Below are 23,244 nucleotides of genomic sequence, written 5' to 3' on the forward strand. Positions count from 1 at the left end.
GGCAGCCATCTGTCGCCCCTGCCGCGATGGGCTGTCGGGCGAGAGGCGCCTGGTCTATTGTCCAGATCATCACCTGTGTGTCCTGCGCCATGTCAACGCAATTTGAGATCGAAGACCTTCACCGCGAGCCGAAAAGGGACGCGCTGCTCCACCTGAACAATGCGAGCGCGCGCGAGACTTCGTTGCTCACGCCGGAGCGGTTCGACCGATTGATCGGATCGGCGCGGCTGGCGCTGTTCGTTCAACCCGGCGCAGCGCTTCTGCTGGCGTTCGAACAATCCGACGACTACGACGGCGGACACTTTCTTTGGTTTCGCGGTCGGTTCGACAGATTTCTCTATGTCGACCGGGTTATCGTTGCCGAGGCGTACCGGCGCCACGGTATCGGACGCTTGCTCTACGCCCATCTGCTGGAGCGCGCGGGGGAGCTCGACCATACCCGCGTCGTTTGCGAGGTGAACCTCGATCCGCCCAACCCTGTCTCCGACAGATTCCATGCAGCCCTGGGCTTTGTCGAGGTTGGAAGGGCAACCATCGAAAACGGCGCGAAGACCGTGCGCTATCTCGCCGCCAGTTTGTAGGACGAGCATGGTTGCCAGCGCGGCTTTGTCGCGTTCCAAAGCCGCGGAAAATGCGACCGGTTGGCCGCTAACCCCGCCCGCGATACGGCGCAACGCCTTGCTCGGGCACCCACAGGCCCTTGGGCACGCGGCCGGTCTGCCAGAACACGTCGATCGGGATGCCGCCGCGCGGATACCAGTAGCCGCCGATCCGCAGCCATTTCGGCTTGATCTCGCTGGCAATGCGCTTGCCGATCATCACGGTGCAGTCCTCGTGGAATGCGCCGTGATTGCGGAAGCTCGCGATGTAGAGTTTGAGAGATTTCGATTCCAGCAGCCACGCACCCGGCGCGTAGTCGATCATCAGATGCGCGAAATCCGGCTGGCCCGTGACCGGGCAGAGCGAGGTGAATTCCGGCACGGTGAAGCGCACCAGATAGTCGGTGCCCTTTTGCGGATTGGGCACGCGGTCGAGCTGGGCATCTTCCGGTGTGTGCGGCCACTCGACCGCGCGGCCGAGCTGGAGGGATTTCTTCGCCATCGTCGTCACATCCTTTGGAGCATGATCCGGACCCGAAGGGCCGCGTTAGCGCAAAGTGGGCACCGGTTTTCCGAAAGATCATGCTCAACAGAAATCGGAGCGCGACAAGATCGCGCTCCAGAGGATGCCGGGATGGACGCAAATGCCGCTGCCGTCAACCGGCGGCAATTGTCTGGATCAGCACGATGCGATCGTTGCCGGACTCGCAGCCCCAGAGTTCGCCCGGTCGGCCGTCGAGCTGGCGCACATTGGCGTTGGCCTTGTCGCTCGCGAACACGTTGAACCGCTCGGTGGCGGGATCGAAGCGGACAATCGCGTTGGCGGAGAAATCGGTCAGCCAGACCTTGTCCTTGTCGTCGACGAAGACGGCGTAGGCGCGGGGACGTTCGCCCGGCAGCTTCCAGCTCTTCCACGACCCATCGGCGGGATCGTGGACCGAGACATGGCCGCTGTTCCACTCGCTGACCCAGATCCGGCTCTTCGAATCCGACCAGACGCGCCGCGATCCCTGGCTTGGCGTTGGCGGCTCGACAACGCTGGCATGGCCGGTCGCCAGATCGATCCTGGCGATATAGCTGCCGGCAAGCGAGGCGTACCAGACCTCGCCCTTGGGCGTCACGGTGATGCCATAGGGGCCGACGCCCTTGGGCGCCCTGAACACATTCATGTCGCCGGACTTCGGCGCGAGCCGACCGTAATAGCCGGACTGGCCGGTGAACCAGTAAGTGCCTTCCTTGTCGAACACGCCAGTGTTGAGATTGGCCGAGGCGAACTTTTCCGGCAGGCGGAACAGCGTGACCTTGAGATCGCCGGGATCGACCCGTGCGATCGCGTTCTGGCCGCCCTCGGTGATCCAGGGCGCGCCATCGGGGCCGATGGTCACGCCATGCGGAGCGGCGCCCTGACCGAGGCCGACGGTCTTGAAACTGCCATCCCGGGGATCGAGCCTGCCGAGCAAGCCCTTGCCCTGCGCCGTGAACCAGACCGAACCGTCAGGGGCGGGCGTGAGATCGTGCAGGCCGATACCGGCACTGATCGGGAAGTATTTTGTCCGGAACGGGCCCTCTTGGGCAAAACTTGGGCGAACCACGAACAGGGCGGTGCTGGAAGCAAGAAACTGGCGGCGATTCATGGCGTTACCCCGACTGCTTGGGATTGAGGATGCACGCACAGACCCGATGCCCGCGACCTTAATCCTGGCGACTTCACGCGTCAGTCGAAGTGCCACCCTCAAGCGTTCACATTTGCTTGCGGCCCGTGTAAGACCCGCGGCGAACCGATCAGCTCCAACGAACGGAAGTGCACATCATGACCGCCATCATTGACATCATCGGCCGCGAAATCCTCGATAGCCGGGGCAATCCCACCGTCGAGGTCGATGTCGTTCTGGAGGATGGCGCGCTCGGCCGGGCCGCGGTGCCGTCGGGCGCCTCCACCGGTGCCCATGAGGCGGTGGAGCTGCGTGACGGCGACAAGGCTCGCTATCTCGGCAAGGGCGTCTCCAAGGCGGTCGGTGCCGTCAACGGCGAGATCTTCGAGGCCCTCAGTGGTCTCGATGCCGAGCAACAGGCCCAGATCGACCAGATCATGATCGACCTTGACGGCACGCCGAACAAGAGCCGGCTCGGGGCCAACGCCATCCTTGGCGTCTCGCTCGCCTGCGCCAAGGCGGCCGCGAATTCGCTCGACATGCCGCTCTATCGGTATGTCGGCGGCACCTCGGCGCGCTTGTTGCCGGTGCCGATGATGAACATCATCAATGGCGGCGTGCACGCCGACAACCCGATCGACTTCCAGGAGTTCATGATCCTGCCGGTCGGCGCGTCCTCCTTCGCTGAAGGCCTGCGCTATGGCGCTGAAGTCTTCCACACCCTGAAGTCGGAGCTGAAGAAGGCCGGCCACAACACCAATGTCGGCGACGAGGGCGGCTTCGCCCCGAACCTGCCGTCGGCCGACGCCGCGCTGGAATTCGTGATGAACGCGATCGGTAAGGCCGGATTCAAGGCGGGCAGCGACATCGTGCTCGGGCTCGACTGCGCCTCGACCGAGTTCTTCAAGGGGGGCAAGTACGTCTATGAAGGCGAGGGCAAGACCCGCTCGATCTCGGAGCAGGCCAAGTACCTTGCGGACCTTGTCGGCCGTTATCCCATCGTGACCATCGAGGACGGCATGTCGGAAGACGACATGGACGGCTGGAAGGAGCTCACCGATCTCATCGGCAAAAAGTGCCAGCTCGTCGGCGACGACCTCTTCGTCACCAACGTCAAGCGCCTCGCCGACGGCATCAAGACCGGCCGTGCCAACTCGATCCTGATCAAGGTCAACCAGATCGGCACCCTGACCGAGACACTCGCCGCCGTCGAGATGGCCCACAAGGCCGGCTACACCTCGGTCATGTCGCACCGCTCCGGCGAAACCGAGGATTCCACCATCGCCGACCTCGCGGTCGCCACCAATTGCGGTCAGATCAAGACCGGCTCCCTTGCACGTTCCGACCGCACCGCCAAATACAATCAGCTCCTGCGCATCGAGCAGCAGCTCGGCAAGCAGGCGCTGTACGGCGGCAAGGCGGCACTGAAGGCGCTGGCATAAGCCAGCGCTTCGACTCGAGAAAAGACGGACAGGGGAAGATCGACATGAGCGACGGCAAGACCGGACTGCAACTGCGTTCGCTGCTGAAGAAGAGCGGCGAGCTGGAATTGTCGCTCGTGAATGTCCCGACGCCGGAGCCGGCCGACGATGAGGTCGTGGTTCGCGTCGAGGCCACGCCGATCAACCCGTCCGATCTCGGCCTCCTGATCGGGCCCGCCGACATGTCCGCCGCCAAGGCGTCCGGCACGAAGGAGATTCCGGTCATCACCGCGACAATGCCGGAGGCTGCGATGCGGATGATGGGAGCCCGGCTCGATCAGTCGCTGCCGGTCGGCAACGAGGGCGCCGGCACGGTGATCGCGGCCGGATCGTCGGACGCCGCGAAGGCGCTGATCGGCAAGACGGTGTCGATGATCGGCGGCGCGATGTACACGCAGTACCGCGTGCTGAAGGTCCGCGACGTCATGGAGCTGCCGGCGGGCACCACGGCCGCCGACGGCGCGTCCTGGTTCGTCAATCCGCTGACCGCGCTCGGCATGACCGAGACGATGCGGCGGGATGGCCACAAGGCGCTCGTGCACACGGCGGCTGCGTCCAATCTCGGCCAGATGCTCAACAAGATCTGCATCAAGGACGGCATCGGCCTCGTCAACATCGTCCGGAGCAAGGAGCAGGCCGATATCCTGCACAAGATCGGCGCCAAGCACGTCGTGGATTCCAGCGCGCCGAGCTTCACAGACGATCTCACCAATGCGCTGGTCGAGACCGGCGCCACGATCGCCTTCGATGCCATCGGCGGCGGCAAGCTGGCCAGCCAGATTCTGACCGCCATGGAAGTTGCCGCCAACAAGACGGCGAAGGAATACAGCCGCTACGGCTCCAACGTGTACAAGCAGATCTACATTTACGGCAGCCTGGACAACCGTCCGACCGAATTGAGCCGGTCGTTCGGACTGACCTGGGGCGTCGGTGGCTGGCTGCTGACGCCGTTCCTCCAGAACATCGGCCCGGCCGAGATCGGACGGTTGCGCCAGCGCGTCGCGTCCGAGCTCAAGACCACCTTCGCCAGTCACTACACCAAGGTGGTGTCGCTGACCGAGGTGCTTGATCCCGCCAACATCGCCGTGTACGCCAAACGTGCCACTGGCGAAAAATTCCTCATCAACCCAAATAAATAATCGTGATCTGCGACGGCAGGTCATCGAAGGAAGGTCTTGCCTTCTGAGCGAAGCGGGGGATTATTCCGCCGCCATTGAATGCGGAAAACCGCAAGGCTCAGAAGGGGACTCCATGACCGATCTCAATCGTCGTCATTTGCTCGCTGGCGCCGCTGCCGTCGGCGCGGCCGCAATAACCGGCCTCCGACCGGCCGCCGTCAATGCCGCGGTGCCGCAGGCCGGGACGCAGGCGCCGGGCTTCTATCGCTACAAGGTCGGCGCTTTCGAGTGCACGTCGATCAATGACGGTGCGCGCACCTTCCCGATGCCGGACAAGTTCGTCGCCAACCTGCAGAAGGACGAGGCGCTGGCCGCCGGCGAGGCGGCCTACATGCCGAAGGGCATGGTCACGGTGCCGTTCAACCCGCAGCTCATCAACACCGGCTCCAAGCTCGTCTTGATCGACACCGGCAACGGCATTGCGAATTTCGAAGCCAGCAAGGGCGCCGTCGGCCGCACCCTGCAAAATCTCCAGGCTGCCGGCGTCGAGGCGAAGAACATTGACGTGGTGCTGCTCTCACATCTGCACCCCGATCACACCAATGGCATTCGTCTCGCCGACGGCGCGCTCGCATTCCCCAATGCGGAGATCATGGTGCCGGGCAAGGACTGGGAGTTCTGGACCAGCGAGGGCAACGCCGCCAAGGCCGAGTCCAATCCGATGATGAAGAATTACTTCGCCAACGTGAAGAAGACCTTCGCCGGCCTCGAATCCAAGGTGACCAAATACGAGTGGGGCAAGGAGGTCGCGCCGGGTATCACCTCGATCGCAACCCCGGGCCACACGCCGGGCCACACCTCGTTCGCTGTCGCGTCCGGCGATGCCAAGGTGCTGATCCAGTCCGACGTCACCAACATCCCGGAATTCTTCCTGCGCAATCCCGACTGGCACGTGATGTTCGACAACGATGCCGCGCTGGCGCAGGAGACCCGCCACAAATTCTACGACATGGCGGCGGCGGAGAAGGCGACCGTCATCGGCTTCCACTTCACGTTCCCGGCGGTCGGCCATGTCGAGAAGGACGGCGCCAAATATCGCCTGATCCCGTCGGCGTGGAATCCGACGATCTGATCGGGACCTGCAGCTTTGCGCGTACGTTCGGGCCGCCACTTGGCGGCCCGATTGTTTTGGATCGCATCCACGAGCACTGAATTGTAGCCCTGATGGAGCGCAGCATCATCCGGGACCGGCGTAGCTTGGGGTAGGGCCCTGGGTTACGCCGGCGCTCCATCCCGGCGACGGCCCAAACGTCTGCTTTCGCGAAACACAGCGTTTCCAAATCGGGCGGGTTCATGCACTTGCATCCACCACACGAGATCGCTTAAGTGCCGTCGCGGCACTCCAGCTCAAGCCCTCAAGGACAATCCATGGCCTACAACATCGTCACGATCGCCGGCAGCCTGCGCAAGGACAGCTTTTCGCTGAAGATCGCCAATGCGCTGGCCAAGCTTGCGCCGGATACGCTCAAGCTCGAGGTCGTCACGCCGGCGGGCATCTCGTTCTTCAACCAGGACCTCGAGGGCGCGCCGCCCGCGGACTGGCTGGCCTTCCGCGACAAGCTTCAGAAGTCGGACGGCGTCATTTTCGTCACGCCGGAATACAACCGCGCGATCCCCGGCGTCCTGAAGAACGCCATCGACGTCGCCTCGCGGCCCTACGGCAAGAGCTCGTTCAACGGCAAGCCGGTCGGCATCGTCTCGAACTCGCCGGGTCCGCTCGGCGGCGTCAGCGCCGCAAAGACGCTTCAGAACATCCTGCCGGGCATTGCAGGCCCGATCATGCAGCAGCCGGAGATCTATCTGAATGCGGTCGGCGACGCCTTCGACGCCGAAGGCAACCTCACCAAGGACTCGCTGAAGCCCGTGCTCCAGGCCTATATCGACGCCTTCGCCGCGCACGTCGCCAAGCACCACGGCTGAGGCTTTTCCGCCGAAGCTTGCCCAACTCTCCGTCATGGCCGGGCAAAAGCGCGAAGCGCGTCTTCGCGCTGGATGTCCCGGCCATCCACGTCTTGGCCCCGAGCGACGAAGAACGTGGATGCCCGGGCCTTCGCCGCGCCGAAGCGGCTTCGGCCGCGCAGGCGGGACAAGCCCGGGCATGACGACGGGCAGGGGCAATTAGCACTCCCTTAACCAACCTGTCTCATCTTCCCAAGATGGTCTCCCGCGCGCGCCTGAAATCGATCCTGACCGGTCTTGCCCTCTACGCGATGGCGGCCGCCATCGTCGGCTATTTCGGCGTCAACGCCTATACCGGCAAATACGGCCTCAACGCCCGCCAGGAGCTCGACCAGGAGATCATCGCGCTGACCAGCGAACTGGCCCAGCTCAAGCGTGAGCGCGCCAGGAGCGAGCAGCGGGTGTCGCTGCTGCGGTCCGAGCGGATCGACCCCGACATGCTGGACGAGCGGGCGCGCTTCCAGCTCGATTACGTCAATCCGCGTGATCTCGTTCGGATGATCCCGGCGAAGTAGCGTTTTCCGCAAGCTTTCGAAACCGACAGCGAAAGCCGCCGCCGAAATCCGACCACCGTGCCTTTCCTCCTGCGAAGGTCGTAAGTCCGGAACCGGGCGACCGCCTTGACGGCAGTGCCGCGGCGGGGGCATGGCTTCTGTGGCGCTCGCCGAAGTTGACGCAGATCAAACGGGCGAGGCCGGCACGATCTAGTCTGTCATCCGGAGGAAACAGTGATGAATGGGTCAATGCCCCGGCATCACGCGGCCCGCGTCGAGGCCGCCATCGCGTCAGGCCAGGCGGCACGATCCGCGCTCGTGGCCTCGTGGCGCCGTTCGTCCAGATTGCATCATCTCGATCCCGGCGGCCGCACCTCGCCGATGCGGCTGACCGAAGCCGAGCTGCACGAGGCGCGCGAGCGCATCGCGCCGCTGCTGGCGGCGGCGCAAGGCGCGATGGACCGGCTCTATCAGGCGGTCGGCGCGAGCGGCTGCTGCGTGCTGCTCGCCGACGGCGAGGGCGTGCCGGTCGATCGTCGCGGCACAGCGGCGGATGACGCGACGTTTCAATCCTGGGGCCTGTGGACCGGTGCGCTCTGGAGCGAGGAGCACGAGGGCACCAACGGCATCGGCACCTGCCTCGTCGAGCAGCGTCCGCTGACGATCGACCGCGACCAGCATTTCTTCACCCGCAACACGCTTCTGAGCTGCACCGCCGTTCCGATCTACGACCATGAGGCGGCGCTGGCGGGCGTGCTCGACGTCTCCTCCTGCCGCGCCGACCGCACCGACGCGTTTTCCAGTCTGATCGCGCTTGCGACGGGCGAGGCGGCCAAGCGTATCGAAGCCGATCTGTTCCGCAGGGCGTTCAGCCATGCCCGCATCGTCTTGACGCAAGCTGCGGACGGCCAATGCGGCGGCCTCATTGCGGTCGATGCGGACGATCTCGTGATCGGCGCGACCCGCTCCGCCCGGGCGGCGCTGGGAATCGCGCCCGGCCGGGCGTTGCAGCCGGTGCCCGCAGCCGATCTGCTCGGCGGCGAACCCGCGCGCGATCATCTTGCCGGCGGCCAGCGCGCGGTGGTGCAGAGGGCGCTGCTCCGCGCCGGCGGCAATGTCTCGGCGGCCGCCAAGGCCCTCGGCGTCAGCCGCGCCACGCTGCACAGGAAGCTCAAGCGGTTCGAGCTGAACCACTAGGCCGCGCTATTTCCTGAAATCGTGCGCTCGAAATTCCGGTCTCGTGCCCCGGACGCAGCGCAGCGCGTCGCACTTGCGACGTGGTGCGCTGCAGAGCCGGGGCCCATGTCTCAGCATTCTCCCGTGCCGCCTGGGTCCCGGCTCTGCGCAGCAACGCGAAGAGCGTTGCAGCGCGTCCGGGACACGAGAATGAGCCGGGACACGAGTGTGTGTCGCAGAACTGCGACAGGTCGGCCCCGCCATCGCTCCCATCGGGGCTGACAGAAAACATCTCCCGCGACATCGTCGGCGCAAGTCGCGACCACGCGACGAATTGCGCAAACAGCAAACATCGGGAGTGATCAATGAACAAGGTGGAATTCCTCAATGTGACCAAAGTTCCCTTTGCCGAACGCTATGACAACTTCATCGGCGGCAAGTTCGTCGCGCCGATCTCCGGCAAATATTTCGACAATGCCTCGCCGGTGAACGGCCAGATCGTCTGCAAGATCGCGCGCTCGGACGCGCAGGACGTCGAGGCGGCCCTCGACGCGGCGCATGCCGCCAAGGGCGCCTGGGGCCGTACCAGCGTCGCCGAGCGCGCCGCGGTCCTGAACCGGATCGCCGACCGCATGGAAGAAAATCTCGAGCGTCTCGCCATTGCCGAGACCTGGGACAACGGCAAGCCGATCCGCGAGACCCGCGCCGCCGACATCCCGCTCGCCATCGATCACTTCCGCTACTTCGCCGGCGTCGTGCGCGCCCAGGAAGGCTCGATCGGCGAGATCGACCACGACACCATCGCCTATCATTTCCACGAGCCGCTCGGCGTGGTCGGCCAGATCATCCCCTGGAACTTCCCGCTGCTGATGGCCTGCTGGAAGCTCGCCCCCGCGCTCGCCGCCGGAAATTGCGTCGTGCTGAAGCCTGCCGAGCAGACCCCGGCCTCGATCATGGTCTGGGCCGAGATCATCGGCGACCTGCTGCCGCCCGGCGTCCTCAACATCGTCAACGGCTTTGGTCTGGAAGCCGGCAAGCCGCTGGCCTCGAGCCCGCGCATCGCCAAGATCGCGTTCACCGGCGAGACCTCGACGGGCCGGCTGATCATGCAATATGCCAGCCAGAACCTCATTCCGGTCACGCTGGAGCTCGGTGGCAAGTCGCCGAACATCTTCTTCAACGACGTCACCGCCGAGGACGACGATTACTTCGACAAGGCGATCGAAGGCTTCGTCATGTTCGCGCTGAACCAGGGCGAGGTCTGCACCTGTCCGAGCCGCGCGCTGGTTCATGCGGACATCTATGACCGCTTCATGGAGCGGGCGCTGAAGCGCGTCGCGGCGATCAAGCAGGGCGACCCGCGCGATGCCGCCACCATGATCGGCGCCCAGGCATCCGGCGAGCAGCTCGCAAAAATCCTGTCCTACATCGACATCGGCAAGCAGGAGGGGGCCAAGGTGCTCGCCGGCGGCGGACGTGCCGAGCTCGGCGGCGATCTCGCCGGCGGCTTCTACGTCAAGCCGACCGTGTTCGAGGGCCACAACAAGATGCGAATCTTCCAGGAGGAGATCTTCGGCCCCGTGGTCTCGGTCACGACCTTCAAGAACGACGACGAGGCGCTCGAGATCGCCAACGACACGCTCTACGGCCTCGGGGCCGGCGTCTGGAGCCGCGATGCCAACCGCTGCTACCGCTTCGGCCGGGCGATCCAGGCCGGCCGGGTCTGGACCAACTGCTACCACGCCTATCCTGCCCATGCGGCGTTCGGCGGCTACAAGCAGTCGGGCGTCGGTCGCGAGACCCACAAGATGATGCTCGATCATTATCAGCAGACCAAGAATCTCCTGGTCAGCTACAGCCCGAAGAAGCTCGGCTTCTTCTGATCGAGGTGCGGAGAGGGCGGCGCCATCCTGGCGACGTCCGCTCCGAAGGCCCGGATCGGCATGGTCCATAATTCTTGATCCGGTCACGAATCCACAGGCGCACATGGCGCGCATAGATTTGTTGCCCGATCAGCGCCAAAGATTTTCCAATATTTCGACCACGTTGCACTGCGGCATAATGAAAGTCGTGTCATGCCGCTGCGGTGCTTTCCAAGGGCGTTTGAGTTGGGTTAGAGAGGACGAAAGTTTTCTCTGACCCGGAATTCCCATGGCCGCACCCAAGAAAGCCGCCGCAAGCACTCCACAGGACAAGACCGACGGCGGTTCGCCCCCGGAATTCACGAGGGAGCAGGAGCTCAAGGCGCTCCGCGACATGCTCCTGATCCGGCGGTTCGAAGAAAAGGCCGGCCAGCTCTATGGCATGGGCGCGATCGGCGGCTTCTGTCACCTCTATATCGGCCAGGAGGCCGTGGTGGTCGGCATGCAGATGGCCCTGAAGCAGGGCGATCAGGTCATTACCGGCTACCGCGATCACGGCCACATGCTTGCCACCGGGATGGATGCCAACGGCGTCATGGCCGAGCTCACGGGCCGCCGCGGCGGCTATTCCAAGGGCAAGGGCGGCTCCATGCACATGTTCAGCAAGGAGAAGCACTTTTACGGCGGCCACGGCATCGTCGGCGCCCAGGTATCGCTCGGCACGGGTCTGGCATTCGCCAATAACTACCGCGGCAACGACAATGTCAGCGTCACCTATTTCGGCGACGGTGCGGCCAACCAGGGCCAAGTCTATGAGAGCTTCAACATGGCGGAGCTCTGGAAGCTGCCGGTGATCTACGTCATCGAGAACAACCGCTATGCCATGGGCACCTCGGTCTCGCGCGCCTCGGCGCAGCAGGATTTCTCCAAGCGCGGTGCGTCCTTCAACATCCCCGGCAAGCAGGTCGACGGCATGGACGTCCGCGCCGTCAAGGCCGCCGGCGACGAAGCCGCCGCCTGGTGCCGCGCCGGCAAGGGTCCCTTCATCCTGGAGATGCAGACCTACCGCTATCGCGGCCACTCGATGTCCGACCCTGCAAAATATCGCACGCGCGAGGAGGTCGAGAAGGTCCGCCACGACCAGGACCCGATCGAGCAGGTGCGTAACCGCCTCTTGGCTGCCAAGGTCAGCGAGGCCGATCTCAAGGCGATCGACGCCGAGGTGCGCGACATCGTCAACGCGTCCGCCGATTTCGCCCAGCATGATCCCGAGCCGGATGCCGCCGAGCTCTGGACCGACGTTTACCGCTGAACGCGCGCAAGCTTTCTTTTGGAGTCGATATGCCAATTCAAGTGCTGATGCCCGCGTTGTCGCCCACGATGGAGAAGGGCAACCTCGCCAAATGGCTGAAGAAAGAGGGCGAGACGATCAAGTCGGGTGACGTGATCGCCGAGATCGAGACCGATAAGGCGACCATGGAGGTCGAGGCGACCGACGAAGGGACGCTCGGCAAGATCCTGATCCCCGAGGGGACCGCCGACGTCGCGGTGAATACGCCGATCGCGACCATCCTCGCCGACGGCGAAAGCGCGGCCGATCTTGCCAAAGCGCCTGCACCGGCCGCGCAGAAGGCTGCCGAGTCCGCTCCGCCTGCCGCCGCAAAGGCCGAGGTGCCCGCGCCCAAGGTTGCGCCGGCCCCGCAGGCTGTCGCCGAGCCGGATCCGGAGGTGCCTGCCGGTACCGAGATGATCACGCAGACCATCCGCGAAGCCTTGCGCGATGCCATGGCCGAAGAGATGCGCCGCGACGCCGACGTCTTCGTGATGGGCGAAGAGGTCGCCGAATATCAGGGCGCCTACAAGGTCACCCAGGGCCTGCTCCAGGAGTTCGGCGCCAAGCGCGTCATCGACACCCCGATCACCGAGCACGGCTTTGCCGGCGTCGGCGTCGGCGCCGCGATGACGGGCCTCAAGCCCATCGTCGAGTTCATGACCTTCAACTTCGCCATGCAGGCGATCGACCAGATCATCAACTCCGCGGCCAAGACGCTCTATATGTCCGGCGGCCAGATGGGCTGCTCGATCGTGTTCCGCGGGCCCAACGGCGCCGCTGCGCGCGTCGCCGCCCAGCACAGCCAGGATTATTCGGCCTGGTACTCGAACGTCCCGGGCCTGAAGGTCGTCGCGCCATTCTCGGCCGCCGATTACAAGGGTCTTCTGAAGGCTGCGATCCGCGATCCCAATCCGGTGATCTTCCTCGAGAACGAGGTGCTCTACGGCCACACCGGTGAGGTGCCGAAGCTCGACGATTTCGTGATCCCGATCGGCAAGGCCCGCATCGTGCGCTCAGGCAGCCATGTCTCGATCATCTCCTGGTCGAACGGCATGACCTATGCGCTGAAGGCGGCCGATGAACTTGCCAAAGAGGGCATCGAGGCCGAGGTGATCGACCTGCGCACGCTGCGTCCGATGGACACCGAGACCATCATCAACTCGGTGAAGAAGACTGGCCGTGCCGTCACGGTGGAAGAGGGTTGGGCCCAGAGCGGCGTCGGCGCCGAGATCGCCGCGCGCATCATGGAGAACGCCTTCGACTATCTGGACGCGCCTGTGACGCGCGTCTCCGGCAAGGACGTGCCGATGCCCTATGCCGCGAACCTGGAGAAGCTCGCGCTGCCGTCGGCGGCAGAAGTCGTCGAGGCCGCCAAAGCCGTCTGCTACAGGTAGACCATGGCGGGCCCGAAGGAGCAGCCACTTCCGCCCGACGTCATGACCCGCGACGACGCGGTCGAGATCCTGCGCGTGTTCGTGCTGGACGGCGGGCTGTCGATGGCGTTCCAGCGCGCCTTCGAGGAGCCTGACATGTGGGGCCTGCTGCTCGTCGATCTCGCCCGCCACGCCGCGCGCGCCTATGCGCGCGAGAGCGAATATACCGAAGAGGACGCGCTGAACCGGATCCTGGAGATGTTCCAGGCCGAGATCGAGCGTCCCACCGACACCGGCACCACGACGCCGCGCGGCAAGGGACACTGACCGTGGCGATCGAAGCTCATCATTTCGATTTCATGCTGGAGGCGATCCGCGAGGCGGAGGCCTCGATCGCACAGGGCGGCCTGCCGATCGGCGCCGTGCTGACGCGCGACAACAAAATCATCGCCCGCGGCCACAACAACCGCGTGCAGGAAAACAATCCGATCCTGCACGGCGAGATGAGCTGCCTGCGCGAGGCCGGCGCGATCTCATTCCACGACACCGTCATGTACACCACGCTGTCGCCATGCTCGATGTGCGCCGGCGCGCTGGGGCTGTTCAAGGTCAAGCTCGTGGTGATCGGGGAATCCGTCACCTTCGAGGGATCCAAGGACATCCTCGACAAGTTCGGCATCCCCTGGATCGATCTTGCCGACGACCGCTCGATCACCATGATGAAGAATTGGCGTTCCATCCCTGCCAATGAGCGCCTGTGGCAGGGCGACATCGGCAACTAAACCTGGTCTGTTCGTCTCCGCTGTCGGAGGCGACGTTTTGCAAAGTTCTTCTTGAGGTCAGCATGCCCATCAACATCCTGATGCCCGCTCTCTCGCCGACGATGGAGAAGGGCAACCTCGCCAAGTGGCTGAAGAAGGAAGGCGACAAGGTCAAATCCGGCGACGTCATCGCCGAGATCGAGACCGACAAGGCGACCATGGAGGTCGAGGCCATCGACGAGGGCACGATCGCCAGGATCCTGGTGCCCGAGGGCACGCAGGACGTCCCGGTCAACGACGTGATCGCGGTGCTCGCCGGCGAAGGCGAGGACGTGAAGGCGGCGGGTGCCGCCAAGCCCAGCGCTTCGGCCGCACCTCCGAAGGCGGCCGAGGCTCCTGCTGCGGCGCCGGCTCCCGCAGCTGCGCCTGCCGCGCCCAAAGCCGCGCCGTCGCCGGCTGCTGCACCTGCGCCGCAGGCCGCTACTCCGGCCGCGCAGAGCAACGGCCAAGGTGGTCGCGTGTTCTCCTCGCCGCTGGCGCGGCGTCTCGCCAAGGACGCCGGCATCGACGTGTCGATGGTAACAGGCACCGGCCCGCACGGCCGCGTGGTCGCCCGCGACGTCGAGCAGGCCAAGTCGGGCAAGGGCCTCAAGGCGCCCGCCGCGGCACCATCAGGTGCGCCCTCGATCGCGCCCACCATGTCGGACAAGCAAATCCTGTCGCTGTTCGAGCCCGGCTCCTACGACATCATTCCGCATGACGGCATGCGCCGTACCATTGCGCAGCGCCTGACTGCATCGATCCAGAACGTCCCGCACTTCTACCTGACCATCGACTGCGACATCGGCAAGCTCCTCGCTGCCCGCGAGGAAATCAACGCTGCCGCGCCGAAGGACAAGGAGAAGAAGCCGCTCTACAAGATCTCGGTCAACGACTTCGTCATCAAGGCGATGGCAGTGGCGCTGCAGAAGATCCCGAACTGCAACGTCAGTTGGACCGAAAGCGGCATGGTCAAGCACCATCATTCCGACGTCGGCGTTGCGGTCGCAATGCCGGGTGGCCTGATCACCCCGATCATCCGCAAGGCCGAGACCAAGACGCTTTCGACCATCTCCAACGAGATGAAGGATTTCGCCGCGCGCGCCCGCTCGCGCAAGCTCAAGCCCGAGGAATACCAGGGCGGCACCACCGCAGTTTCCAACCTCGGCATGTACGGCATCAGCCACTTCACCGCCGTGATCAACCCGCCGCATGCGACCATCCTCGCGGTCGGCACCAGCGAGGAACGCCCTGTGGTACGCGGCGGCAAGATCGAGATCGCGCACATGATGAGCGTGACCTTGTCCTGCGATCACCGCGCCATCGACGGTGCGCTCGGCGCCGAGCTGATCGGCGCCTTCAAGCAGCTGATCGAAAACCCCGTCATGATGATGGTCTGACGCGGCGGCAGAGGGCGCAATTTTGCATGTCCGTACCCGCTGGCCATGGATATCGCTGCTGCTCGGAGCCGCGGTTGCGCTTAACCCGATCGGGCTCGATTTTCTGCACTCTGCGTTCTTTGCCGGTGAGCAACTGGCACGGAACATCGCCCAGCCCGTCGTGCTCATCGCTCTGGCCGTCATGGTCCTGGCGGTGATGCTCGAATGGCTGGTGAGGTCTTTTCTGGTCAAGCGCCGCGCCCGCGGCGCCTCTTGAGTTGAACGGGAGCCGCCATGGCCGACACATCCTTCGACGTCATCATCATCGGCTCCGGTCCCGGCGGCTATGTCACCGCGATCCGCGCCGCTCAGCTCGGCTTCAAGGTCGCGATCGTCGAGAAGTCGTATCTCGGCGGCATCTGCCTGAACTGGGGGTGCATCCCGACCAAGGCGCTGCTGCGCTCGGCCGAGATCTATCATTACATGCAGCATGCCGGGGATTACGGCCTGTCGGCGGAGAAGGTCTCGTTCGATCCGGAGGCGGTGGTGCAGCGCTCACGCGGCGTCTCCAAGCGGCTCAACGACGGCGTCGGCTTCCTGATGAAGAAGAACAAGGTCAGCGTGATCTGGGGCGCGGCCACGATCGACGCGCCCGACAAGGTCACGGTGAAGAAGTCCGACGTCGAGGGCCCGAAGGGTGCGCTGGGCGAGGGGACCTATCAGGCCAAGCACATCATCGTCGCGACCGGCGCGCGGCCGCGCGTGCTGCCGGGGCTCGAGCCCGACAAGAAGCTGGTCTGGACCTATTTCGAGGCGATGGTGCCGGAGCGGATGCCGAAGTCGCTGCTGGTCGTCGGCTCCGGCGCGATCGGCATCGAGTTCGCCTCGTTCTTCCACACCATGGGTTCCGAAGTCACCGTCGTCGAGGTGCTGCCGCAGATCCTGCCCGTCGAGGACGCCGAGATCGCGGGGCTCGCCCGCAAGCGCCTGGAGAAGCAGGGCATCAAGATCATGTCCTCGACCAAGGTCACGAAGCTGGAGAAGAAGTCCGACAGCGTCGTCGCCACCATCGACGACGGCAAGGGCAAGCCCGTCACATCAGAGTTCGAGCGCGTGATCTCCGCAGTCGGCGTCGTCGGCAATATCGAGAATCTCGGCCTGGAAAAGCTCGGCGTGAAGACCGACCGCGGCTGCATCGTGATCGACGGCTACGGCAAGACCAACGTCCCCGGCATCTATGCCATCGGCGACGTCGCGGGGCCCCCGATGCTCGCACACAAGGCCGAGCATGAGGGCGTGATCTGCGTCGAGGCGATCAAGGGACTGCATCCGCATCCCATGGACAAGAACATGATCCCGGGCTGCACCTATTGCCAGCCGCAGGTCGCCTCCGTTGGCCTCACCGAAGCCAAGGCGAAGGAGAACGGCCGCGAGATCCGCGTCGGCCGTTTCCCCTTCGTCGGCAACGGCAAGGCGATCGCGCTCGGCGAGGACCAGGGCCTCGTCAAGGTGATCTTCGACAAGAAGACCGGCCAGCTGCTCGGCGCCCACATGGTCGGCGCTGAAGTCACCGAGCTGATCCAGGGCTACGTCGTCGCCATGAATCTGGAGACGACGGAAGAAGAGCTGATGCACACGGTCTTCCCGCATCCCACGCTGTCGGAGATGATGAAGGAAGCCGTGCTGGATGCGTATGGAAAGGTGTTGAATATTTGATGGAACGAGGGCTGCGGCGCAGCGTGCTGCCATCAGTCCCGTCATCCTAAGGTGCGAGTTCGGCGGCGCACCGCGCCGCCGAGTGACCCTCGAAGGATGAACGGCCGAGCTGCAGCAGCCGGGCTCGTTGCCCTTCGAGGCCTCCGCTTCGCTCCGGCGCCTCGGGGTGGCGGGTTTGATAGAGAAATACGAAAACAACAAAAGGGAATGAACCCATGCACGACAACGACAACCTCATCGTCGAACGCCCGACCTTCGTCACCCATCTCGAATGCGCAATGGAGGGCGATCATTACGCCGCCGACCAGGTCCACAATCTCTCCAAGGCCGGCAAACCGCTGCTGGTACGCTACGACCTCGCAGGCGTGAAGAAGGCGCTGACCAAGGACGCGCTCGCGCAACGCCCCGGCGACATGTGGCGCTACCGCGAGCTGCTGCCGGTGCGCAAATGCAAGGACATCGTCTCGCTCGGCGAGGTCACCACGCCCCTGATCCGGCTGCCGAAGCTCGGCAAGAAACTCGGCGGCGGCGAGATCATCGTCAAGGACGAGGGACGGCTGCCGACCGGCTCGTTCAAGGCGCGTGGCCTCGTGATGGCGGTGTCGATGGGCAAGGCGCTCGGCATCAAGCACATGGCGATGCCGACCAACGGCAACGCGGGGGCTGCGCTGGCGGCCTACGCCACCTCCTGCGGCATCAAGACCACAATCTTCTGCCCGGCCGATACGCCGGAGGTGAACGTCAGCGAGATCGAGCTGCAGGGCGCGACCGTCTACCGCGTCAACGGCTATATCGACGATTGCGGCAAGATCGTCGGCGAGGGCAAGGCCAAGGTCGGCTGGTTCGACACCTCGACGCTAAAGGAGCCGTACCGCATTGAAGGCAAGAAGACGATGGGCCTCGAGCTTGCCGAGCAGCTCGGTTGGGACGTGCCCGATGTGATCTTCTATCCGACCGGCGGCGGCACCGGCCTGATCGGCATGTGGAAGGCCTTCGACGAGCTCGAGAAGATCGGCTTCATCGGTTCGAAGCGCCCGCGCATGGTCGCGGTGCAGGCCTCGGGCTGCGCGCCGATGGTGCGGGCCTATGACGCCGGCACCGAGCACGCCACGCGCTGGGAGGACGCCCACACGATCGCCTCGGGCATCCGCGTGCCGCAGGCAATCGGCGACTTTCTCATCTTGCGCGCGGTCCGCGAGAGCAAGGGCTTTGCCATCGCGGTCGACGACGACAAGATCTCGTCGGCGCTGAACGAGGTTGCGCGCGAGGAGGGGCTGCTGCTCTGCCCCGAGGGCGCCGCGACCTATGCCGCCTACAAGGACAGCCTCGCCGATGGCCGCGTCTCGAAGGGTGACCGCGTCATGCTGTTCAATTGCGCGACCGGCCTGAAATATCCGCTGCCGCCGGTGACCCGCACGCTCGATCGCCACGAGCCGATCGATTACACACAGTTCTAGCTTGCTTCTCCTTCGCCCCGCTTGCGGGGAGAGGGTTGGGGTGAGGGGGAGTCTCCGCGGGGGCGGTGACAGCTGAACCTGCGGAGACCCCCCTCACCCGAATTGCTTCGCAATTCGACCTCTCCCCGCAAGCGGGGCGAGGTGAAGAAAAACAAGAACGACATCGCTGGGGAGAAGACAATGACGAAGGCCGTCTGGGCTGCGCTGTTTGCTATTCTCGCTGTGACCGGCGCCGCGCGCGCCGATGACTATCCCTCCCGTCCCATCACCATCATCGTGCCGTTCGCAGCCGGCGGCCCGTCGGATGCGATGGCGCGCGTGCTCGCCGAGCGGATGCGCACTCCGCTCGGCCAGCCCCTCGTGGTCGAGAACGTCACCGGTGCGGGCGGGTCGATCGGCGTCGGCCGCGCCGTGCAATCGCCGCCGGACGGCTACACCATCTCCTTCGGCCATCTCGGCACCCACGTCGCCAATGGCGCCGTCTACAAGCTCAAATACGACCTCGTTGCCGACCTCGAGCCGGTGGTGCTGCTGCCGAGCAATCCGATGATCGTCGTCAGCAAGAACGCGGTGCCGGCGACGTCGCTGAAAGAGCTGATCGAATGGCTGAAGTCACGGCCGTCGCCGCCGACAGCGGGCACCGCCGGCGCCGGCTCCGGCAGCCACATCGCCGGCGTCTATTTCGAGAGCGTCTCCGGCATCAAGCTGCAATACGTGCCGTATCGCGGCACGGCACCCGCGTTGAACGATCTCATCGCCGGCCAGATCGACGTCATCATCGACCAGACCTCCAACTCCATCGCGCAGGTCCGCGCCGGCACCATCCGCGCCTACGCCATCACCGACAGCAAGCGCCTTTCCTCGGCCCCCGAGATTCCGACCGCGGAGGAGGCAGGGCTCAAAGGCTTCAACATGACGCTGTGGTCGGGCATGTGGGTGCCGAAGGGCACGCCAAAGGAGATCGTTGCCAAACTCAATGCTGCGGCCGTGGAGGCGCTGAACGATCCTGCCGTGAGGAAGCAGCTCGAAAGCCAGGGGCTGGAGATGACGCCGAAGGACCAGCTCACGCCCGAAGCGCTCGGCACCCGTCAGAAGGCCGAGATCGCCAAATGGTGGCCGATGATCAAGGCGGCCAACATCAAGGTGGATTGAGCATGCCGCATGGCCGCAGACATGTCGTGGCCGTGGGGACGCGGGGCCGCCGCATCACATCGTGGCGTCACCGGGGTCCGACAATGCGGTCTCCAGGCACTGGATCAGGGCTGGGGTTGAAAACGGCTTGGCGAGAAAGCAGATCGCGCCGGCCCTGAGTGCGCGGTCGCGTACGGCCTCATCCGGAAAAGCCGTCATGAAAATGAAGGGCGTGACGCGCCCGAGGCCGCGCATGTGCGTCAGCAGCTCGACGCCGCTCATGACCGACATCTGCACGTCCGTGATCACGCAGCCGGTCGTCTCCAGTTCGGCGGATTGGAGAAATTCGTGAGCCGAGCCAAAGGTGTGGACCGTATACCCGCGCGACGTCAGGAGGTTGTTCGTCGCAAGACGAACGGAGGGATCATCATCAATGACGGAAATGATCGAAGACACTGGCAATATAATGCTCCTGCACGGGGAGCCGCCGGCTGCGATTCAGCCGCTTGAGGGAAGGTGGGCCACCGGAGCGAGATTGGAAAGCATACTTAGGTTTGCAAATGACCCCTGTTGCGCGGAATTCCGAGCGCGTCGGTCATTCTGACGAGGTCGGCCAACGACTTCGCCGCCATTTTCCGCATGATCTGGCCGCGATAGATCTTCACGGTGATTTCGGCCAATCCAAGCTCGGCGGCGACCTGCTTGTTCATCAGGCCGGATGCAACCAGGGCGAGGACGTCGCGTTCGCGCGCCGTCAGTCCCTCGAAACGGGATCGCACACCCGAGATCGACTGCTCGGCATCGCGCCGCTTGCGATCGCGTTCGATCGCCGCCTGCACGGCATCCAGCATGTCCTGGTCGCGCACCGGCTTGGTCAGAAAATCGACGGCACCGCTTTTCATGGCTCTTACGGTCATGGGAATATCGCCGTGACCGGTGATGAAGATAATGGGCGTGTGAATATTGGCTTTGGCGAGGTCCGCCTGGAGGTCGAGGCCACTCAAGCCCGGCAGGCGGATGTCGAGCACCAGGCAACTGGGGACCGCCGGCGGTTTGGCTTCCATGATCTCCGCCGCCGAGCTGAAGGCTTCGACCTTGAGGCCGACCGATTGAAAGAGATTGGTGAGCGCACGGCGCATCGACGGATCATCATCGACGATCAGGACGATCGGATCACCGGCGCTCGCCTGGGCCTGCTTGGCATGATCAGTCACGACGTGTCCTTGTGTGGCAAGGGCAGGGCGATCTGGAATGTTGCTCCGCTCCCTTCATTTTGAATGGCCGAAAGCCGGCCCGCATGAGCCTCGATGATCGATCGGCAGATCGAGAGTCCCATTCCCAGACCGCCCGATTTCGTCGTGAAGAAGGGGGTGAAGATGCGTTCCTTGACGTCTTTGCCAAGGCCGACACCGCGGTCTGTCACGGTGAGGAGCAGGCGGTCGTCGTCCGTCCGGCTCGAGCGGATCGCCAGCTCGCGCGGGCGGTCGACATTGGCATGCATGGCTTCGATGCCGTTCACCACCAGGTTGATCAGCACCTGCTGAAGCTGGATCCGGTCGCCGCAAATCCTCGGCAGGTCGGACGCCAACTCCATTCGCACCGACACCGCATGGATCGCCAGCTCGCGCCGAACCAGCGCCACTGCCTCCCTGACGACCTGGTTGATGTCGAGTGGAGCCATTTCGATCTCGGTCTTCTTCGCAAGCGCTCTAATCCGGCGGATCACCTCGCTTGCCCGATTGGCATCCTCGACAATCCACTCTGCGGAACGGCGCGCGGCCTTCAGGTCGGCGGGGTCGCGGTCAAGCCAAGCGATGCACGCGTCCGCGTTGGAGATCACCGCGGCGATGGGCTGGGTGATTTCGTGGGCAATCGAGGTGGTCAGTTCCCCGAGCGTCGTGACGCGGGTGACGTGGGCGAGCTCGCCTTGCGCCTTGCGCAGCGCCTCTTCCGCCTGCTCGACGCGGATCGCCGCCGTGACGTCGCTGCTGACGCCGCGATAGCCGAGAAAATTGCCTGTCGCATCATGGAACGGCTTGCCGCTGGTCCGCACGTAGATTGGAGATCCGTTACCATCCCTGCTGCGGTAGATCAGATCGCGGAACGCAACGTGGGCATCGAGCGCCGCGCGATGCTGCTCCCATTTCTCCGGCTCGAACTCGGCGTCGGGCGGAATGTCCCAGCGGGCCAGGCCGATCAGGCCCTTCGGCGCAGCGCTGGAGGTTTCGGCGTGCTCCGATATCCTGGTAATGCGGTGGTCCGGCCCGGTCTCCCAGAACCAGTCCGATGCGGTTTCGGCATAGTCGCGGAAGCGCTGTTCGGATGTCTTGAGCTCATCGAACGCCTGATGCAGGGCATCTTTCGCCGCGAACTGCTCGGTGACGTCCACGTGCGTGCCGATGATTTCCATCACCTCGCCGTCGCGGCCGATCACAGGATGTCCCTCGCTGTGGACGTGTCTGATCGAACCGTCGGGGCGCACAATCCGGAAGTCGATCTGGAAGGGCTGCTTTTGCCTGACAGCTTCACGTTCCACCTCGACAATCCGCCGAAAGTCCTCCGGCAGGATACGTTGCTGAAAAGCCCGGGCCGGGACATCGGTCTGGTCCAGCTCAAATCCGAACAGGCGGTACAGTTCAGCCGACCGGTAGGCGAACTCCTGACGATGAACGTCCCAGGCCCAGCTGCTCGTATGGCTGAGGCGTTGGGCTTCGGCCAAATAGGCTTCGCTGCGACGCAGCCTCTGTTCCGCTTCCTTCGCAATCGTGACATCGGTCACCGCTCCGACGAACTCGATGCGCCCGGACGGGTGCCGCACGGCGCGCGCCACGGAATGGAGATATTTGATCGATCCGTCGGGCATCAGCAGGCGGTATTCGTGGTCGAAATCCTCCGCCAGCCGGTAGGCCCGATCAAGGGTGCCGCGGACTATGTCGCGATCTTCCGGATGGATGCGCTGAAAGGCGAAGTTCAGGGTCGGCTTCGTCGCAGGGTCGCATTGGAAGATGCGGAAGGTCTCCCTCGACCAGACCGCCTCGCCGGTGGCGAGGTTCAAGCCGAAGCTGCCGGTGTGGCTCAATTCCTGGGCCTGGGCGAGGTAGGCCTCGCTCTGTCGCAGCGCATCCTCGGCTTCCTTGCGCTGGGTGATGTTCTCGCAGGCGACCAGCAGGATCGGCGTGCCGTCGCCGCGCAGCATCGCCTTGGCGTTTTCGCGGACCCAGAGCACCGACCCGTCCTTCCGGAACTTGCGAATCTCCCAGGTATGCGACTGGTCCACGGTCGTCAGGCACAAAGCGACGCATTGACGAACGAAGTCGTGGTCTTCCTCGAAGAAGACGTTCAGCACGGATTGGCCGATCAGCTCGGCCGTCGAGTAGCCCAATTGTGCGGCGCCAAACGTATTCACGTTGAGCACCGTTCCGGACGGATCGACCATGAAGTACATGACCGGATTGTGCTCGAACACCTCGCGCCATTGCTTCATGGCGTCGCGCAGATCGGTGTTCTGCCGCGAGGCGTCTGCGACCGCGGACCGGTCCTTCTCGCCGTTGCCGAATGATCGAAGCGCCGCAAGGCCGCCGAGCAGGAATTGTGCGGCCGAAGTCCCGATTTTCGTGATTTGGCCAGGCATCATCGCAAGCGTCCCGGCGCGCT

General features: G+C 64.4%; 22 protein-coding genes. 17 read left to right on the plus strand and 5 right to left on the minus strand.

Going from position 1 to position 23,244, the window contains the following annotated elements:
* Positions 1-89 precede the first annotated feature (89 nt).
* On the plus strand, positions 90-581 hold the full coding sequence (locus GDN70_RS19290) for a GNAT family N-acetyltransferase (protein WP_038971482.1): 492 nt from the start codon (positions 90-92) through the stop codon (positions 579-581).
* Between the two features lie 67 nt (positions 582-648).
* Here the strand turns inward: GDN70_RS19290 and queF are convergent, their stop codons facing one another.
* A complete protein-coding gene (queF, locus tag GDN70_RS19295) occupies positions 649-1,101 on the minus strand; it encodes a preQ(1) synthase (protein ID WP_038949812.1) in 453 nt (150 codons plus the stop codon).
* A 154-nt stretch (positions 1,102-1,255) separates the two neighbouring features.
* Positions 1,256-2,233, minus strand: a complete 978-nt coding sequence (locus GDN70_RS19300) for a lyase (protein WP_028141589.1) — start codon at positions 2,231-2,233, stop codon at positions 1,256-1,258.
* A gap of 176 nt (positions 2,234-2,409) precedes the next feature.
* Here GDN70_RS19300 and eno point away from each other — a divergent pair, with 176 nt between their 5' ends.
* The 16 genes from eno to GDN70_RS19380 all read left to right on the plus strand — a co-directional run bounded on the left by eno (position 2,410) and on the right by GDN70_RS19380 (position 19,611).
* Positions 2,410-3,693, plus strand: coding sequence for a phosphopyruvate hydratase (gene eno, locus GDN70_RS19305; protein WP_038949813.1), 1,284 nt, complete (start codon positions 2,410-2,412; stop codon positions 3,691-3,693).
* Positions 3,694-3,737: 44 nt separating this feature from the next.
* The gene (locus GDN70_RS19310; RefSeq protein ID WP_038971483.1) at positions 3,738-4,871 is read left to right on the plus strand and encodes a zinc-binding dehydrogenase; all 1,134 of its coding nucleotides are present in this window, start codon (positions 3,738-3,740) and stop codon (positions 4,869-4,871) included.
* Between the two features lie 112 nt (positions 4,872-4,983).
* A complete protein-coding gene (locus GDN70_RS19315; RefSeq protein WP_028141592.1) occupies positions 4,984-5,982 on the plus strand; it encodes an MBL fold metallo-hydrolase in 999 nt (332 codons plus the stop codon).
* A 296-nt stretch (positions 5,983-6,278) separates the two neighbouring features.
* Positions 6,279-6,830 (plus strand): NADPH-dependent FMN reductase, encoded by a 552-nt coding sequence (locus tag GDN70_RS19320; protein WP_028141593.1) that lies wholly within the window; start codon positions 6,279-6,281, stop codon positions 6,828-6,830.
* 236 nt (positions 6,831-7,066) lie between these two features.
* The gene (locus GDN70_RS19325; protein WP_028141594.1) at positions 7,067-7,384 is read left to right on the plus strand and encodes a septum formation initiator family protein; all 318 of its coding nucleotides are present in this window, start codon (positions 7,067-7,069) and stop codon (positions 7,382-7,384) included.
* A 216-nt stretch (positions 7,385-7,600) separates the two neighbouring features.
* Complete coding sequence (locus GDN70_RS19330; RefSeq protein WP_161966439.1) at positions 7,601-8,560, plus strand: GAF domain-containing protein; 960 nt, start codon at positions 7,601-7,603, stop codon at positions 8,558-8,560.
* Between the two features lie 344 nt (positions 8,561-8,904).
* The gene (adh, locus tag GDN70_RS19335; protein WP_028141596.1) at positions 8,905-10,422 is read left to right on the plus strand and encodes an aldehyde dehydrogenase; all 1,518 of its coding nucleotides are present in this window, start codon (positions 8,905-8,907) and stop codon (positions 10,420-10,422) included.
* 268 nt (positions 10,423-10,690) lie between these two features.
* Positions 10,691-11,713, plus strand: coding sequence for a pyruvate dehydrogenase (acetyl-transferring) E1 component subunit alpha (gene pdhA / locus GDN70_RS19340; protein ID WP_028141597.1), 1,023 nt, complete (start codon positions 10,691-10,693; stop codon positions 11,711-11,713).
* Between the two features lie 29 nt (positions 11,714-11,742).
* Complete coding sequence (locus GDN70_RS19345; RefSeq protein ID WP_038971488.1) at positions 11,743-13,128, plus strand: pyruvate dehydrogenase complex E1 component subunit beta; 1,386 nt, start codon at positions 11,743-11,745, stop codon at positions 13,126-13,128.
* A gap of 3 nt (positions 13,129-13,131) precedes the next feature.
* Positions 13,132-13,434 (plus strand): DUF5076 domain-containing protein, encoded by a 303-nt coding sequence (locus GDN70_RS19350; protein ID WP_018320291.1) that lies wholly within the window; start codon positions 13,132-13,134, stop codon positions 13,432-13,434.
* 2 nt (positions 13,435-13,436) lie between these two features.
* A complete protein-coding gene (locus GDN70_RS19355) occupies positions 13,437-13,889 on the plus strand; it encodes a nucleoside deaminase (protein WP_028141599.1) in 453 nt (150 codons plus the stop codon).
* Between the two features lie 62 nt (positions 13,890-13,951).
* Positions 13,952-15,307 carry a pyruvate dehydrogenase complex dihydrolipoamide acetyltransferase gene (locus GDN70_RS19360; RefSeq protein WP_028141600.1) on the plus strand — a complete coding sequence of 452 codons (1,356 nt, stop codon included), beginning with the start codon at positions 13,952-13,954 and terminating at the stop codon, positions 15,305-15,307.
* Positions 15,308-15,329: 22 nt separating this feature from the next.
* The gene (locus tag GDN70_RS19365; protein ID WP_038974895.1) at positions 15,330-15,563 is read left to right on the plus strand and encodes a hypothetical protein; all 234 of its coding nucleotides are present in this window, start codon (positions 15,330-15,332) and stop codon (positions 15,561-15,563) included.
* Positions 15,564-15,580: 17 nt separating this feature from the next.
* Positions 15,581-17,002, plus strand: a complete 1,422-nt coding sequence (lpdA, locus tag GDN70_RS19370; RefSeq protein ID WP_152102903.1) for a dihydrolipoyl dehydrogenase — start codon at positions 15,581-15,583, stop codon at positions 17,000-17,002.
* 215 nt (positions 17,003-17,217) lie between these two features.
* Positions 17,218-18,459 (plus strand): threonine synthase, encoded by a 1,242-nt coding sequence (locus tag GDN70_RS19375; protein ID WP_028141603.1) that lies wholly within the window; start codon positions 17,218-17,220, stop codon positions 18,457-18,459.
* Positions 18,460-18,639: 180 nt separating this feature from the next.
* Positions 18,640-19,611 (plus strand): tripartite tricarboxylate transporter substrate binding protein BugD, encoded by a 972-nt coding sequence (locus tag GDN70_RS19380; protein ID WP_028141604.1) that lies wholly within the window; start codon positions 18,640-18,642, stop codon positions 19,609-19,611.
* Between the two features lie 54 nt (positions 19,612-19,665).
* Here GDN70_RS19380 and GDN70_RS19385 read toward each other — a convergent pair whose 3' ends face one another.
* The 3 genes from GDN70_RS19385 to GDN70_RS19395 all read right to left on the minus strand — a co-directional run bounded on the left by GDN70_RS19385 (position 19,666) and on the right by GDN70_RS19395 (position 23,224).
* On the minus strand, positions 19,666-20,046 hold the full coding sequence (locus GDN70_RS19385; protein WP_095424097.1) for a response regulator: 381 nt from the start codon (positions 20,044-20,046) through the stop codon (positions 19,666-19,668).
* A gap of 92 nt (positions 20,047-20,138) precedes the next feature.
* The gene (locus tag GDN70_RS19390; protein WP_028141606.1) at positions 20,139-20,804 is read right to left on the minus strand and encodes a response regulator transcription factor; all 666 of its coding nucleotides are present in this window, start codon (positions 20,802-20,804) and stop codon (positions 20,139-20,141) included.
* Positions 20,801-23,224, minus strand: a complete 2,424-nt coding sequence (locus GDN70_RS19395; protein WP_038949824.1) for a PAS domain S-box protein — start codon at positions 23,222-23,224, stop codon at positions 20,801-20,803. The genes GDN70_RS19390 and GDN70_RS19395 overlap by 4 nt, the downstream gene beginning before the upstream one ends.
* Between the last annotated feature and the right edge of the window lie 20 nt (positions 23,225-23,244).

It is taken from the genome of Bradyrhizobium sp. TM102 (assembly GCF_009176685.1).
GTDB classification, from domain to species: Bacteria; Pseudomonadota; Alphaproteobacteria; order Rhizobiales; family Xanthobacteraceae; genus Bradyrhizobium; species Bradyrhizobium ottawaense.

What these genes read in the sequence shown, in the direction of transcription:
- GDN70_RS19290 (WP_038971482.1), top strand. Translation starts at nt 90, where the DNA reads ATGTCAACGCAATTTGAGATCGAAGACCTTCACCGCGAGCCGAAAAGG.
- queF (WP_038949812.1), bottom strand. Translation starts at nt 1,101, where the DNA reads ATGGCGAAGAAATCCCTCCAGCTCGGCCGCGCGGTCGAGTGGCCGCAC.
- GDN70_RS19300 (WP_028141589.1), bottom strand. Translation starts at nt 2,233, where the DNA reads ATGAATCGCCGCCAGTTTCTTGCTTCCAGCACCGCCCTGTTCGTGGTT.
- eno (WP_038949813.1), top strand. Translation starts at nt 2,410, where the DNA reads ATGACCGCCATCATTGACATCATCGGCCGCGAAATCCTCGATAGCCGG.
- GDN70_RS19310 (WP_038971483.1), top strand. Translation starts at nt 3,738, where the DNA reads ATGAGCGACGGCAAGACCGGACTGCAACTGCGTTCGCTGCTGAAGAAG.
- GDN70_RS19315 (WP_028141592.1), top strand. Translation starts at nt 4,984, where the DNA reads ATGACCGATCTCAATCGTCGTCATTTGCTCGCTGGCGCCGCTGCCGTC.
- GDN70_RS19320 (WP_028141593.1), top strand. Translation starts at nt 6,279, where the DNA reads ATGGCCTACAACATCGTCACGATCGCCGGCAGCCTGCGCAAGGACAGC.
- GDN70_RS19325 (WP_028141594.1), top strand. Translation starts at nt 7,067, where the DNA reads ATGGTCTCCCGCGCGCGCCTGAAATCGATCCTGACCGGTCTTGCCCTC.
- GDN70_RS19330 (WP_161966439.1), top strand. Translation starts at nt 7,601, where the DNA reads ATGAATGGGTCAATGCCCCGGCATCACGCGGCCCGCGTCGAGGCCGCC.
- adh (WP_028141596.1), top strand. Translation starts at nt 8,905, where the DNA reads ATGAACAAGGTGGAATTCCTCAATGTGACCAAAGTTCCCTTTGCCGAA.
- pdhA (WP_028141597.1), top strand. Translation starts at nt 10,691, where the DNA reads ATGGCCGCACCCAAGAAAGCCGCCGCAAGCACTCCACAGGACAAGACC.
- GDN70_RS19345 (WP_038971488.1), top strand. Translation starts at nt 11,743, where the DNA reads ATGCCAATTCAAGTGCTGATGCCCGCGTTGTCGCCCACGATGGAGAAG.
- GDN70_RS19350 (WP_018320291.1), top strand. Translation starts at nt 13,132, where the DNA reads ATGGCGGGCCCGAAGGAGCAGCCACTTCCGCCCGACGTCATGACCCGC.
- GDN70_RS19360 (WP_028141600.1), top strand. Translation starts at nt 13,952, where the DNA reads ATGCCCATCAACATCCTGATGCCCGCTCTCTCGCCGACGATGGAGAAG.
- lpdA (WP_152102903.1), top strand. Translation starts at nt 15,581, where the DNA reads ATGGCCGACACATCCTTCGACGTCATCATCATCGGCTCCGGTCCCGGC.
- GDN70_RS19375 (WP_028141603.1), top strand. Translation starts at nt 17,218, where the DNA reads ATGCACGACAACGACAACCTCATCGTCGAACGCCCGACCTTCGTCACC.
- GDN70_RS19380 (WP_028141604.1), top strand. Translation starts at nt 18,640, where the DNA reads ATGACGAAGGCCGTCTGGGCTGCGCTGTTTGCTATTCTCGCTGTGACC.
- GDN70_RS19395 (WP_038949824.1), bottom strand. Translation starts at nt 23,224, where the DNA reads ATGATGCCTGGCCAAATCACGAAAATCGGGACTTCGGCCGCACAATTC.